Source organism: Pradoshia sp. D12 (assembly GCF_008935075.1).
Classification (GTDB): Bacteria; Bacillota; Bacilli; order Bacillales; family Pradoshiaceae; genus Pradoshia.
Map to the genome: position 1 here is coordinate 825,019 of NZ_CP044545.1, position 14,054 is coordinate 839,072.

The 14,054-nt window shown below is 37.4% G+C and carries 12 protein-coding genes; 9 read left to right on the plus strand and 3 right to left on the minus strand.

The window, feature by feature from the left end:
- Positions 1-7: 7 nt before the first annotated feature.
- Together F7984_RS04020 and F7984_RS04025 are read right to left on the minus strand one after the other, a co-directional pair.
- Positions 8-907, minus strand: coding sequence for a PucR family transcriptional regulator (locus F7984_RS04020; RefSeq protein WP_066101938.1), 900 nt, complete (start codon positions 905-907; stop codon positions 8-10).
- Positions 908-938: 31 nt separating this feature from the next.
- Positions 939-1,154: a YheE family protein gene (locus F7984_RS04025; RefSeq protein WP_066101936.1), complete on the minus strand. Its 216-nt coding sequence runs from the start codon at positions 1,152-1,154 to the stop codon at positions 939-941.
- Between the two features lie 199 nt (positions 1,155-1,353).
- Here F7984_RS04025 and F7984_RS04030 point away from each other — a divergent pair, with 199 nt between their 5' ends.
- The 5 genes from F7984_RS04030 (at position 1,354) to F7984_RS04050 (ending at position 7,083) form a co-directional block, all read left to right on the plus strand.
- Complete coding sequence (locus tag F7984_RS04030) at positions 1,354-2,490, plus strand: DUF445 domain-containing protein (protein WP_066101932.1); 1,137 nt, start codon at positions 1,354-1,356, stop codon at positions 2,488-2,490.
- Positions 2,491-2,583: 93 nt separating this feature from the next.
- Positions 2,584-2,934 carry a YlbF/YmcA family competence regulator gene (locus F7984_RS04035; protein WP_066101929.1) on the plus strand — a complete coding sequence of 117 codons (351 nt, stop codon included), beginning with the start codon at positions 2,584-2,586 and terminating at the stop codon, positions 2,932-2,934.
- A 141-nt stretch (positions 2,935-3,075) separates the two neighbouring features.
- A complete protein-coding gene (locus F7984_RS04040; protein WP_192796830.1) occupies positions 3,076-3,975 on the plus strand; it encodes an HAD hydrolase family protein in 900 nt (299 codons plus the stop codon).
- A 662-nt stretch (positions 3,976-4,637) separates the two neighbouring features.
- A complete protein-coding gene (locus tag F7984_RS04045; RefSeq protein WP_066101923.1) occupies positions 4,638-6,140 on the plus strand; it encodes a coproporphyrinogen III oxidase in 1,503 nt (500 codons plus the stop codon).
- Between the two features lie 151 nt (positions 6,141-6,291).
- A complete protein-coding gene (locus tag F7984_RS04050) occupies positions 6,292-7,083 on the plus strand; it encodes an enoyl-CoA hydratase (protein ID WP_066101920.1) in 792 nt (263 codons plus the stop codon).
- 46 nt (positions 7,084-7,129) lie between these two features.
- Here the strand turns inward: F7984_RS04050 and F7984_RS04055 are convergent, their stop codons facing one another.
- On the minus strand, positions 7,130-7,315 hold the full coding sequence (locus tag F7984_RS04055; protein ID WP_066101916.1) for a YhzD family protein: 186 nt from the start codon (positions 7,313-7,315) through the stop codon (positions 7,130-7,132).
- Positions 7,316-7,468: 153 nt separating this feature from the next.
- On the opposite strand from F7984_RS04055, the gene F7984_RS04060 reads away from it, so the two are divergent.
- From F7984_RS04060 to F7984_RS04075, 4 genes are all read left to right on the plus strand, one after another.
- Positions 7,469-8,368 carry an ABC transporter ATP-binding protein gene (locus tag F7984_RS04060; protein WP_066101915.1) on the plus strand — a complete coding sequence of 300 codons (900 nt, stop codon included), beginning with the start codon at positions 7,469-7,471 and terminating at the stop codon, positions 8,366-8,368.
- A complete protein-coding gene (locus tag F7984_RS04065; RefSeq protein ID WP_066101908.1) occupies positions 8,361-9,599 on the plus strand; it encodes an ABC transporter permease in 1,239 nt (412 codons plus the stop codon). Before F7984_RS04060 ends, F7984_RS04065 begins: the two co-directional genes overlap by 8 nt.
- A 192-nt stretch (positions 9,600-9,791) precedes the next feature.
- Positions 9,792-11,039 carry a metallophosphoesterase family protein gene (locus F7984_RS04070; RefSeq protein WP_140461126.1) on the plus strand — a complete coding sequence of 416 codons (1,248 nt, stop codon included), beginning with the start codon at positions 9,792-9,794 and terminating at the stop codon, positions 11,037-11,039.
- An 18-nt stretch (positions 11,040-11,057) separates the two neighbouring features.
- Positions 11,058-14,036 carry an ATP-binding protein gene (locus tag F7984_RS04075; protein ID WP_140461127.1) on the plus strand — a complete coding sequence of 993 codons (2,979 nt, stop codon included), beginning with the start codon at positions 11,058-11,060 and terminating at the stop codon, positions 14,034-14,036.
- Positions 14,037-14,054: the final 18 nt, after the last annotated feature.

Here is a 14,054-nt window from a genome sequence, read left to right on the forward strand (position 1 = left end):
CTTATAGTTAATTTGTATTCTCCAGTAACCGGATGGCTAAATAGGCACATAAGCTGTCTTCGAATTTTCGAACATCGAGATTGGTAATTTCATAAAATTTATCAAGACGATATTTTAGACTGTTACGGTGAAGAAAAAGCTGTTTTGCAGCAACAGTAGCATTGGCATTAGCTTTAATGTAAATCATAATAGTTTGGAGTAGATCTTTTTCATTTTCTAAAGTGCCGAGTAGATTTTTAGCTAGAGTTATACATAAAGTTTGATTTTTACCTAGTAATAAAAGATCCAAAAAAGCTGAAGAAAAAGTAATGACTTTATCTTTTGAGTTATACAGACGTATGGTTTTAAAGCAAGTATCTTCTGAAGAAAAATACGTTATGATTTCATTCGAAAGCGGATAATTATTTCCTATAAATAAACGGAAATGTGCGTATAAATCGCTTTCAAGGGTATGAATGACAGCATTAAAATCTTGATTTGTGAGCAAAGTGGATTTGGTGTTTTCTATAATGACTCCGCTAGATGGGTCCTTCCAGCAAATGACCGGGTCATGAAAAAAGCCATTTATAGCATCGGAGAAGTCTGTAATATTAATATCATTGTTTGGAAGATTATAATGAATAAAGCGGTATGACCCATCTTCAATTTTCGGCAATGGTGCAGAATCCTGTTGGTATAATAATTTGTGCCAATGCATTTGCTGGGCAGATCTATTAAGTTCTTCAGTATGAAGCAAAAAGGGTTCTAAAAAAATATTTAATAGAGCCAATTGATCAGATGATACAGACCTTTTTGGAATACCGATATATTGATTCGCATTTTCTATGTACCAATAATAGGATTGATCCTCCAACGGATATGAAACACGGATTGCGTTGGGAAAGAGTATAAGTAAGTCAGTGTTCATGAGTAATCCTCCAAATATTTTGTATCATAGTCTATTGATTATCATATACATGATAAAGCATCAATTCGTGTACTCTAGATTCTAATTCTGCTTTAGCATAGTCAGATGGTTGTGTTTCAATCCAGGTAATAGAACCATCTTTATGGTAAACTCCTTTATACCGTTTTTTTTCAAAGTAGAAGGAAAACTTCCAACCAGGTATTTTTTCTGTTTCATATAATGATTTCCATTCAAAATGATTAATCAATAGATTGCACCTCAAATCTAAATTTAATAGCAATAATCATAATTATACACTTTAAATAAGCATTTATATCCAATTACAACCTCGTATAAGGAAAGCTAGCATCAAAATCTTTGAAAAATGGACACCGATGGTTGCAATTTAATAGTAGAAAAGACTAAACTATTTCTTACAAACAGGAAGTTTTAAAAAGGAGCTACTTATGGGTACATTTATAACGATTATCACAGTGGTTGTAGTAGGGGCCTTAATAGGCGGTATTACAAACGCCTTGGCCATAAAAATGCTATTCCACCCCTACGAGGCTATTTATATCTTTGGTAAACGCTTGCCATTTACGCCTGGGTTAATACCGAAAAGACGAGACGAATTGGCTGAGCAGATGGGGAAGATGGTTGTAGAACACTTAATCACTCCAGAGAGTATTAAAAATAAACTGCTTACTGGTACTGTCAAAGTGGAAGCTAAGAGAATTGGAGAAAATATATTAGATAAAACAATTTTTTCTGAGATCTCTATAGAAAAGGCGCTTGAAAAAGCTGGGTTGGCTGACATTCCGGATTTAATCGTAAGAAAAATTGAATCGCATTCAACAAATTGGTTAGAGGATTGGTATTTGCAGCATAAAAATAAACCTATAGCAACCTTTATACCAGCAAGTGTTGAGGAGAAAATAGAGAACAAAATACCGGATGTATCTCATTATATCTTGGATAAGGGAATCGCTTTTTTTGCCAGCAATCAAGGTAAGGAAAGACTTCAAAAAATGGCAGATGATTTCATGAGGGAACGGGGAAAACTCGGTGGAATTATGCAGATGCTATTAGGAAATGTAAATCTTGGCGAGAAACTTCAGCCGGAGATTATTAAATTTCTCTCAAATCCTGGGACTAGGGATACGCTGACACAACTCCTGCATAGTGAGTGGCATAAAATAAAACATAAGCAGATTTCAGACGTGGAGGAATTCTATTCATTGGATGAAATGAGAAGTTTACTCTATAAAGGAATTATAACCGGCTATAAAAAAGTGGATTTATCGAATCTGACACTTAATCAGATAACTGGTGAATGGAATGAGACCATCAAGGGAAGATTGCTGCCAAATGTTATTGAAGAGGTTGCAGCGATTTTAATTGAAAAAGTACCAAGCATAATGGAAAAATTGAAACTAAAGGAAATTGTCCGTGATCAGGTTGCTTCTTTTCCGGTGGCTCGTCTGGAAGAAATGGTACTGTCTATCACAAAAAGTGAATTGAAAATGATTACGTATTTAGGAGCCCTATTAGGAGGCTTGATTGGAGTTTTCCAGGGAATCTTTATGATTTTGATGAATTAAAACCATTCCAGTAAACATACAATGGATGTATAATGCTTTCGATAATGGTATAGTAAGAGAGACTTCAGTGTAATAGAAAACAGGAGGTATATGATGTCAGTTAATTTATATGATTTAGCGTATACAGTAGAAAAAGGAATACGTGAAAGTGCAGAATACCAAGAACTAAAGAATCAATACAATGCGATAATGGCTGATGAGCAAGCAAGAACGATGTTTAACAATTTCAGAGATATTCAGCTAAATCTTCAGCAAAAACAAATGATGGGTCAGGAAATTACTGAAGAAGAAGTAATGCAGGCTCAAAAAACTGTTGCGCTTGTGCAACAACATGAAGCGATTTCTAAATTAATGGATGCTGAACAAAAAATGAGCGTCATCCTTACAGATCTCAATCGTATTATCACAAAACCATTGGAAGACTTGTACGGAACACAATCCTAAGCATATATGGAACCGATTAGTGTCGAATCTTCTCTGCCAGTTAGATTTATTTAATTGGTGAAGGGAAGTTCAGGGCGCTAAATCGGTTCTTTTTTCTTTATAACTGTTCTATTTCTGCCAAAATCCTCATACAGAATGTATATGGGCATCATGAAAGGTGGATTGGACATCATGGTATATAAACTGTTAATGATTAATATGGATGGTGCACTATTATCTTCAAAAGGAAAACTCCACACTCATACAAGAGAATCAATTGAATACGTTGCTAAAAAGGGAGTAGAAGTAGCTCTGATGACCTCTGAAAATTATGACTATACACAAAGAACCGGAAAAGCTCTTAGATGTAATCCGCATATTATTGCGCATCAGGGTGGCTTTATTTTGGAGAATCTTCATAATCCGATTTTTGTTAAGCGAATACCTGAGAACACTACCCTCGATATCATTCGTTTTTTAGAAAAATTAAGCGGGCACATCCGTTTAATTCATGAGGATATGACAATCGGAAATAGAATGGATCTTCCAACACCGCTCTTTGCAAGAATCAAATGGACGCCGGGAGAGACCAATATATATGCCCAGCAATTTGTAGATTCTCTAGATGAGTATTTACGCACCCATCCGATGTCTCCATTGCAAATTGATATATATATAGATAAGAAACAGGACAGAATAGATGCAAAGTCTGGTCTTGAAGCGATGTTTGAAAACGTAATGATCCAGGAGAGTCATCCGAATAAACTTGTGATTTTACCAGAACAAGTCACAAAAGAGAAGGCTTTTAACTACTTATTAAAAAACAGGGGTATAGCAGCAAATGAAGTGGTCTTAATTGGCAGTGATCAAGATGAATCGGAGCTGGTAAGAAATGTGGGACTTGGTGTAGCTGTGGCAAATGCTGATGCAGCGGTAAAGCGCTCAGCCAAATGGATTACCCGCAGTAATGATGAACTGGGTGTGGCCTATCTCATTAAAGAGGTATTCAGAAGACAGCATCCAATTGGCTTCTTAAAAAAGATGAATATCAAAACTGACTAAATAGGTGTTGAAGGTGTTTTTTACCACCTACCAAAAGGATGGCTCCTCTGGGGTTATCCTTTTTTATTGGGCTTCGGTAATAAATATTGTCGGTTTAGGGTTTCGTTATGATGATAAAGGTGCTATGTAGGGCTGAAACAGTTTTCTTGGCAATTAAATTATTAATTCTTGGCAAGAGATGTAGGATATTCAGCCCAACGAGGATGAATCCAGCCGAATTGAGCATAGATTCAGCTTAACTTCGTAATAATCCGGCCGATTCAGCTGAAAATCCAGCCAAACTCCGTAATAATCCAGCCGATTCAAACAATAATCGAGCCAAACGCCTAAATGGGGCCATTCCTTTACTCTTTTGATGGAATCCAGCTTCGGCTTCTAGGAACTCAAGTCATCAGTAAATACTCAGCGGAGGCCTGCAGGATTTAGTTCACAATGATCTTTCTACGCGATGTGGTGCTTCTTAGTCTTTGCTCAATAGGACCCTTCCTCTCAGTACTCTTCTTATGCTTGTCGCTCCTAGGCAGTCTCCTAAGCTTTTTTATTGGCTGAATAGCTTCATTCCCAAATAGTCATGATAAGGAAGAGATGGTTTATTTGTGATTGACCGCTGTCTTGATGTTCAGTAAACTGATATGGATTGAATTTTTGAAAAGGGGATAGGCATGCGTATTTTAATAAATGGCATTGAGGATGAAAGGCTGTATCGGCCCTTATCTTTAATTGCGGACTTATTTTTTGAAGAGGCAACACTGCTTAATAGCGATGAATCACCATCGGATTTATCAATTACATTAAAACAAGAAATGATTAATCATACATTATATACAAAAGCGATACTAGAGGATTCTACATCTAATAAAGTACATGAATCCACATTTGAAAGAGATGTCTTGAATCAGACGGATGAAAAGGCTCTTTTTAAGCAAAAAAAGCATTCCTATTCTTATGTTTTTTTAAAGGTTTTGGAACAACATACAGGAATGATTCAGAAGTGGGGATTGTTGACAGGTGTTCGTCCCACAAAATTGTGGCATCAATATGTGAAAAAGAATATAGATGCATCTGTTGCCAAGAGAGAGCTGAGCGCCTCCTACTCCATTACAGACGAGAAATTAAATTTACTGGAGGAAATTGCTGACCGTCAATTAGAAGTCATTCCAGATTTATATGATTTGAAAAGGGAAGTGAGCATTTATATAGGAATTCCTTTCTGCCCTACTAAATGCGCCTATTGTACATTCCCCGCTTATGCAATTAATGGACGTCAGGGAAATGTAACATCATTTCTGGGTGGACTGCATTATGAAATGCGAGAAATCGGTAAATGGCTGAAGGACAATCATATAAAAATTACTACTATTTACTTTGGCGGCGGTACACCTACGAGTATATCAGCTGAAGAAATGGACATTCTTTACGAGGAACTATATGAATCATTCCCTGATATTAAAAATGTACGGGAAATTACGGTGGAAGCAGGTCGGCCGGATACGATTACACCGGAAAAATTGAAGGTCTTAAAAAAATGGAATATTGATCGAATCAGTATTAATCCACAGTCCTATACACAGGAAACATTGAAGGCGATTGGGCGACATCACACGGTAGAGGAAACAATTGAAAAATATAAACTGGCTAAAGAGGCCGGTATGAATAATGTGAATATGGATTTAATTATAGGGCTTCCGGGTGAAGGTGTCCCTGAATTAAAGAATAGTTTACACGAAACAGAAAAATTGATGCCGGAATCATTGACTGTTCATACGTTATCCTTTAAACGGGCTTCTGAGATGACGAGAAATAAAATGCGCTATAAGGTTGCGGATCGTACGGAAGTAGAACAAATGATGAATGAAGCTGAAAAGTGGACTGCAGCCCATGGATACCATCCATACTATTTATACAGACAAAAGAATATACTGGGTAACCTGGAGAATGTCGGATATTCATTACCTGGAATGGAGAGCTTGTATAATATCCTGATTATGGAGGAGCAGCAAACGATCATAGGACTTGGATGTGGGGCAGCAAGTAAATTCATTGATCCTGATACTGGAAAAATCACGCACTTTGCCAACCCAAAAGATCCAAAATCCTATAATGATAGTTATGAGCATTATACAACTAAAAAAATTGATTACTTAAAAGAATTATTTTTGCGCTGAAATTAACAAACCGAGTTGTTTGGATGAAGAACTCGGTTATTTTTTCTTCTAATATACAAATAATTCTAATAAATTACACCTTTTTTGTGTTAAAACGCTTACATAAACCTTTATAATAAATATATATCAAATTTGAAAGGGGATTTTGCCAGTGAAACCTGCCTCTATTATCAAGAGCGTGCTTGTGGAAAAGGAAGGCACTGTAGCTACCGTGTCATTAAACCGTCCTGAAGTATTAAATGCTCTTAATAAAGAGATGCTTGTTGAATTAAACAAGGAATTAAAAGCATTGAGTCTTGATGAGGAAATTACAATTATTATTCTTAAAGGAAATGGCAACGGATTTTGCTCAGGCGGCGATATAAAATCGATGTTTAATTTAGGCAGTGAAAAAGATTTTTATGGAATAATGGATTGTATTAACGAACTAGCCATGGCCATGTATACGATGCCAAAATTAACAATTGCAGCAGTTCACGGGGCAGCAGCGGGACTTGGATTCAGCCTTGCCTTGGCCACTGACTGCATTATTGCAGAGCAGGAGAGTAAATTAGCCATGAATTTCATTGGGATCGGCTTGATTCCTGATGGCGGAGGGCACTTCTTTCTAGAACGAAGACTGGGAGAATTGAAAGCTCAGGAAGTAATCTGGGAAGGTAAAGTGATGAGCGCTGAGCAGGCATCAGAAATTGGATTGGTTGATCTGGTAACAACGAACAGCCTTGAGGATGAGGTTCAGAAAAAGATAAAAGAATGGCAGGCAAAACCAATTTTGTCTATGATCCGGACGAAGAAAATTCTTGCTGAAACAAATCGTCCTAAGCTATTGAAGATGCTTGAATTGGAGAAATACTCGCAGTATGTGATGAGACAAACAGAGGATCATGAAGAAGGTATCAAGGCGTTTGTTGAGAAAAGGAAGCCTAATTTCAAAGGAAAATAAAAAGGTTTGTATGATCCCGTTATAAAAGGATCATACAAACCTTTTCTTATCTATGGAATAATAGTAGCTTGCCAAGCGGTGAGGTGAACCGATGTGTCTTTTCTTCGTATTCTTTTTCAGCTACAAGCTTTTGTCCCAGTTCTTTTGCGCTTTCATCATTCTCTGCCTGAATCGATTCTTCTAAAATCTTTTCACCATCTGCTTCAAATACGGTTAATTTATAGATTTTCATCTTTATTCCTCCTAAATTTAGCTGATCAGCAGTTGATATTATTTTCGCATAAAGAGTTAAAATTTGTAAAGTTTAGAATTACCTTTCAATTTATCAGGTGGATATATTAGAATATATATAGACATAAAAATTGATAAAAGGGGGAAATGCTTTTTGACTTTATTGGTAAATAACGTAGTGAAGCAATTTGGTGAATTCACAGCTGTAAATCATCTTTCTCTTGATGTGGAAGAGGGAACGATGTTTGGTATGCTTGGGGCAAACGGGGCTGGTAAAACTACAACTTTTCGAATGATTCTTGGTTTATTGGATCCTACAGAAGGGAGCATCAGTTGGAAGGGGAAGAAAATTGACTATTCCACAAGCTCGACGATCGGTTATCTTCCTGAAGAGCGAGGGTTGTATCCAAAGATTAAAACGGGTGAACAATTAATTTATCTGGCTCGGTTGCGGGGAATGAACCGATCCGATGCCATGCATGAAGCAAAAGTCTGGTTGGACCGCTTTAACGTTCCGGAATATTTCGATAAAAAAGTTGGTGATCTTTCCAAAGGTAATCAACAAAAAATACAATTTATTGCGTCAGTTATACATAAACCTGAATTGTTAATTTTGGATGAACCATTTAGCGGTTTGGACCCTGTAAATGTTGAATTATTAAAAAAGGCAGTCCATGATTTAAGGAAGAATGGGACGACTATCGTCTTTTCCAGCCACCGTATGGAACACGTAGAGGAATTATGTGAACAGCTCTGCATACTTAAGCAAGGAGAGGCAGTCGTTAATGGTTCACTAAAGGATATCAAACGATCGTATGGCAAAAAGAATGTAGTGGTACATGCTGATTTTGATCTTAAATTCCTGACTGATTATCCTGGTGTGACAAAAGCAGTAGAAGTCACGGAAGGAATTCATTTGCAAATTGCAGATGAGAAGAATGCCGAATTAATCTTACAGGATACAGTTAAGCGTGGTTTCATACGTAAATTCGAATTGGAAGAACCATCCTTGAAGGATATCTTTATTGAAAAGGTTGGTGCTCAATATGAATAAGTTTTGGATTATGACATTTCAGACGTATATGTCAAAGGTTAAAAGTAAGTCATTTGTCATTTCGACTGCAGTTATTTTATTAATGGTTCTCGCCTTTACAAACCTGGATCGAATAGTCGGTTGGTTTGATAAAGGTGATACAACAATTGGGATAGTGGAAAAGTCAGGTGATTTTTACTCTGCACTAGAAAAGCAGCTTGACAGCAGTGGAAGCGAATTAAGCCTGAAAACATATAAATCGGAAAGTGAAGCAAAGAAAGCTGAAGAAGAGGGAGATTTGGAAGGATATTTATTGCTTGAAGAGCAAGACGGTATTCCAATAGGTGTCTATAAGGCCCAATCCATCGCCAATTCAAATGAGAGTACAGAAATTCAAAATGCTCTGCAGCAAATACAAACAAGTATTTTAACAAAGCAGGTTAATATAACGGATGAACAGTTGGCAGCTATCTACAAGCCTGTCTCCTTTGAGGTTGTTCCATTAAATAATCGGGCGAAATCAGAGGAAGAGCTTAATCAGGCTCGCGGCCTAGTCTATGTGATGATCTTTGTAATTTATTTCTCTGTTGTTGTGTATGCCGGTATGATTGCTAACGAAGTGGCCATTGAAAAATCATCTCGTGTGATGGAGATTTTAATTTCAAGTGTGTCACCAATTCAGCAAATGTTCGCGAAAATCACTGGAATTGCTCTGCTGACATTGACACAGCTTGCCATATTTGTGCTGGTTGGATATTTATCATTTAAAAGCAGCAGTGGGATGGGAGAAATTTTCGAGGCTTTTGGCTTTGACAATATGAAAGCGAAGACGATTGTTTATGCGGTTATATTTACCTTCTTAGGTTATTTATTATATGCCACAATGGCAGCGTTCCTTGGTTCTTTAGTAAGTAAGATTGAAGATTTGCAACAAATGATCATGCCAATGACCATGCTGGTTGTCCTGGCTTTCATGCTTGCCATGACTGGGCTTGGCAATCCGGAAGCAACATTTATAAAGGTCTCTTCCTATATTCCGTTCTTCACACCTATGCTTATGTTTATGCGTATAGGAATGCTTGAAATATCCAATATCGAAATTGCGATAAGCATTGGTATTCTGCTTGTGACGATTGGATTATTAGCCTATTTTGGAGCTAAAGTCTATAAAGGCGGAGTTTTAATGTATGGAAATTCAAGCTCATTTAAAGATATTAAAAAAGCACTTGATTTAACAAACAGCAATAAGTAAACAAGGACTCACTTCCAAATGGGAAGTGAGTTTTTTATGGTTCTTAGTAGGATATTTGATTTGCTTAAATAAAGGCATCCTTTGCAATCACCTGGCTGATTACGGGGAGGTAACAATTATCTAATAATATTTGTATATGAGATAATTAAATTTACGTTTTTTTTGATTAAAAGAACAATCGTTTGTAGTAAAATGGCATGGAAGGAGTGTGGTACAGTGCGAGGCGTAAAATTTATACATGCAGCTGATTTGCATTTGGGCAGCGTTTTTTCAGGATTTCAGCATATGCATAGTGCCATTTATGAAAAAATAAAAAACAGCGGATATTCAGCATTAACAAGGCTCGTGGACACGGCAATTCAGGAAAGAATTGATTTTGTTATTTTTGCTGGAGATATTTATGATAATGAAGAACGAAACTTGAAAGCACAATTGAAATTTAAGGCTGAAATGGAAAGATTGGAAACCTATTCGATTCCTGTCTATTTAATTCATGGAAATCATGATTACATGAATGGGAATTACTTTGATATAAGCTTACCAGCGAATGTTCATCTGTTTGGACGCGAAGTAGAAGTTAAACAATTTATTAAAGAAAATGATGCAACTACCGTAAATCTTTATGGATTCAGTTATGATAAGCGCCATATACATGATCGGGTTATTCAGGAGTATAAAAAGGCAGACGATGCTGATTATCATATTGGTATATTACACGGTAATTTAGATGGAGAGAGTGCTCATGGAAACTATGCTCCTTTTACCAGAAGTGAGCTGCTTAGTAAGCAATTTGATTACTGGGCTCTCGGGCATATCCATAAACGAATGGAAATTCTGCAGGAACCACCAGCCATTTATCCAGGCTGCTTGCAGGGGAGAAATAAAAAAGAGACAGGTGAAAAAGGCTTCTATCTAGTCTCCATGTCAGGGTCAGATACTTCTTTAGAATTTGTACCTGTATCGACAGTTGAATGGAAAACGGAAACCATTCAGGCAGATCATATTTCATCTGTAAACGAACTTATTGCTGAACTGGATAAAATAAAAGAGGGTGCGTATGAGCCGGATAAGTCTATTCTGCTGAATATCATGATCGATGCATCTGATTGCAAAATGAATCCTGAATGGCTGTTTGTGGATATGGATCATTTACTTGAAGGTCTACAGGATGAGGAGATGGATGAGATTTCTGTATGGATTCATTCCTGTACACTGATTCCACCCCGCTATGCAAGCGGAGGCGGAGAGCTGTCTGATACATTTATAGATGAACTTTTGAGGACAACTGTCAATATGAATTCTGAACAGTATCTGAAATACGGGGAAGCTCTCTTTACTCATTCTGCGGCAAGGAAATATATAGAGCCATGGGAGGAAAACGAGTGGCAGCAAATCTTGGACGAGGCAACGCTTGAATTAGTAAAGCGCCTGAATCGTTAAAAATGAGGAGAAAATGCTTTGATTATAAAGAAAATACATATATATGGATTTGGTAAATTTGTAGACTACAAACAAGAATTAACATCAGATATAAATGTATTCTACGGAGAAAATGAGGCTGGTAAATCAACGATTTTTTCCTTTATCCATGCCATGTTATTTGGATTCCCTGCTAAGAACCAAACAACAGCCTCCTACGAACCGTCGGGGAGCGGCCGGTATGGTGGAAAACTGGTCATTGAGCTCCCTGAAATAGGTGAAATAACGATTGAAAGAGTTAAAGGGCACCAGGGTACAGAATGTGGAGTTTATAACAGGTTTGGGAGAATAGGGGGGGAGGAGAAAATAAAAGAATGGTTGAAGGGAGTCGACCGAAACTTCTATGAATCTATATACTCCTTTAATCTAGACGGCTTGCAGGATATCTATCGTCTGGAAGAAGATCAATTGGGCAAATATCTCTTTTTTGCTGGCATGAGTGGCAGTGAAAGGCTTTGGGAGATGGAAGCAGGCTTGCAAAAGCAAATGGACAGTCTATTTAAGCCAGGTGGAAAGAAGCCTATTCTGAATCAAAAGCTGGCTGAATTAAAGCAAAGCTCCCAGGCAATTCAAAAAGCAAGGGAGAAAGAGAAAAGCTATAATACCTTTTTGAGCGAAGAAAGGGAACTAAGTAAAGAAATTTCGCTCACTCAAGAACAAATAGAGCGAATAAAAACGAACTTAATTCATTTAAAGGACTGGAAGAGACTGTTGCCATCCATTCAGGAGCTTGCTTCCATTGAAGTGCGCCTGTCAGAATTAGAAGAATCTCCTTTTCCGGTAAATGGGATGGGGCGCATGGGAAAGATAGAGGCTGAAAGGTCGGCAAAGGAAACATTTCTGCAAACTCAGTTAAATAAATTGAAAGTACTCCAAAATGAAAAGGATTCCCTCCAAGTCAATGAACAGTGGCTGGCAAGTGGGGAGAGGGTATGTCAAGCCGAGCTTTATAGTGATAAATTGATCATCCTACTCGAAGAAATTAGGACTCAATCGATCGAATTAAAGCATATAGAGGATAAAATCATTAAGCTTCAGGGAGAATTACATACACAATTTGATCCTGTTATGGTTGAAAGTTTTGATACAAGTATCTTTCGGAAAGAAGAAATTAAACAGATAGAATTAGAGAAGCATACACTTGCCAAGAAGAAGATGGAGCTTGATGCTCAGCTTGAAAAAGAACGAGTCAAATTGGAACAAATCGAGCAAATCACTGAAATTTATGAGAGAAAATTGCTGCCTGAAAATGAAAGAGAAAGGCTTAAAAGAATAGTAGAGCAGTATGAACATGCTGACAAGGCAGCACAGGAAGAGAAGTCAGCCAAGGAAGTCATCCAGCGATTAAAGCAACGAAGGAATCAAGCGTTGGAATCAGAGAAAAAGGGTAAGAAAAAACAGAAAGTTATTCTGGGCTCGGTCTTACTGGCTTCCATTTTGGCGGTTCTTTTATTAATCTTAGGCGGACAGCTTGGCGTTGCATTGATTGTGGCGGTTGTTGGTATCGTACTCGTTATATATATAAATTCGATGAATGGCAATCAATTGCAATCTGAGGAATTAGCGAAAGAAATTAACTACTATGAGGAAATTGTAAAAAAATCATCTTCGATTTCAATTGATGAACAAAGCTACAGAATGCAAAAAAGTATGCTTGAAGAGGATACGGCAAATCGAGAAAAATACAAGCTGGAATCACTGCGCAAAGAACAACAGGAAGCAATATTTGACAGTTTAATTGATTCCTTTGAAGAATGGGAAAAAGAGTTGGCGCTTTGTAAACATAAATTGATTACGCTCGGAAATGAATGGTCATTGCCTAATGAGGTGTCATGTACGATGCTTTCAGATGCTTTTGAGCGAATTGAACAAATTAAAAACCTTATGTTGGAGAAGAGCAAACTCATTTCATTGCTTGCTTATACAGAGGAGAAAAAGGATGAGTATATCCGCTATATAGGGAAGCTTTCAGAGGAATTTGGTGTTACGGGCACTCAAAGTATCGAGCAAATAAACTACTCTATTGTTCAGAAGTACAAAGAGAATGAATTGGTCAATAGGCAAAAAAATAATATGCTCGAAAAAATACAGGAGCTCGAGGAAGAAATTATACCTTTAAAGGACTTGTGCAGACAGCTAAATCAAGAAAAGCAGCAATTGCTTCAGGAAGCAGATTGTCATGAAGTGGAAGGGTTCTATCAGCGCGGTAGAGATGCCGAAGAAAGAAGTCAGCTCAGCATAGCAAAGAGACAATTGATTGGGCAGCTGGGACGTTATGCAAATCTCGATCAGTACCATTCTGTTACAGACTTGGTTTTAAAGGATAGAATTGAGGAACAAGAGGCTGAGCAGTCTTCCTATGAATCAACATTAAATCGGTTACGAAAAAGACTTGCAGAGGTAAAGTACGAGATAAATAGGCTTGAGGAGGATGGAACAGTAGAGGCGTTGCTTCATAACCATCAGCTTTTAAAACAGGAATTTCAAGTGTTGGCTAAGAAGTGGACAACGCTCAGCCTCATGAAGGGGACTCTGGCTGAGTCTATAACGACGTATAAAGAAGAAAAACTGCCTGCAATTATTGAACAAGCTAATGGGTATCTACGTAACCTTACGAATGGAAGATATGAAAAAATCCTATTCTCAGAAAATGGTGAGGGACTCTCTTTATTGGACCATAGGGGATTAGAGGTTCATTCGAAAAATTTGAGCAGAGGGACGGCAGAACTTACTTATGTATCTATAAGGCTTGCTTTAGCGGGTACGATTGATGGAAGAAAAGAATGGCCGCTGATCATGGATGATACGTTTGTCAATTTTGATGATAAGCGAACGGAAAGAATGATTTCTCTATTAAAGCATATTAGTAAAGAGGGGAATCAGGTTCTCTTTTTTACCTGCCATGATCATATTGCTGCGATGTTTAATGGGCAGAATATCATCCAATTAACAAGATGATTTTTAATATTAATTTGC

What these genes read in the sequence shown, in the direction of transcription:
- F7984_RS04030 (WP_066101932.1), top strand. Translation starts at nt 1,354, where the DNA reads ATGGGTACATTTATAACGATTATCACAGTGGTTGTAGTAGGGGCCTTA.
- F7984_RS04055 (WP_066101916.1), bottom strand. Translation starts at nt 7,315, where the DNA reads ATGAAAATCTATAAATTAACCGTATTTGAAGCAGATGGTGAAAAGATT.
- F7984_RS04040 (WP_192796830.1), top strand. Translation starts at nt 3,076, where the DNA reads ATGGGCATCATGAAAGGTGGATTGGACATCATGGTATATAAACTGTTA.
- F7984_RS04070 (WP_140461126.1), top strand. Translation starts at nt 9,792, where the DNA reads ATGGCATGGAAGGAGTGTGGTACAGTGCGAGGCGTAAAATTTATACAT.
- F7984_RS04065 (WP_066101908.1), top strand. Translation starts at nt 8,361, where the DNA reads ATGAATAAGTTTTGGATTATGACATTTCAGACGTATATGTCAAAGGTT.
- F7984_RS04020 (WP_066101938.1), bottom strand. Translation starts at nt 907, where the DNA reads ATGAACACTGACTTACTTATACTCTTTCCCAACGCAATCCGTGTTTCA.
- F7984_RS04035 (WP_066101929.1), top strand. Translation starts at nt 2,584, where the DNA reads ATGTCAGTTAATTTATATGATTTAGCGTATACAGTAGAAAAAGGAATA.
- F7984_RS04045 (WP_066101923.1), top strand. Translation starts at nt 4,638, where the DNA reads ATGCGTATTTTAATAAATGGCATTGAGGATGAAAGGCTGTATCGGCCC.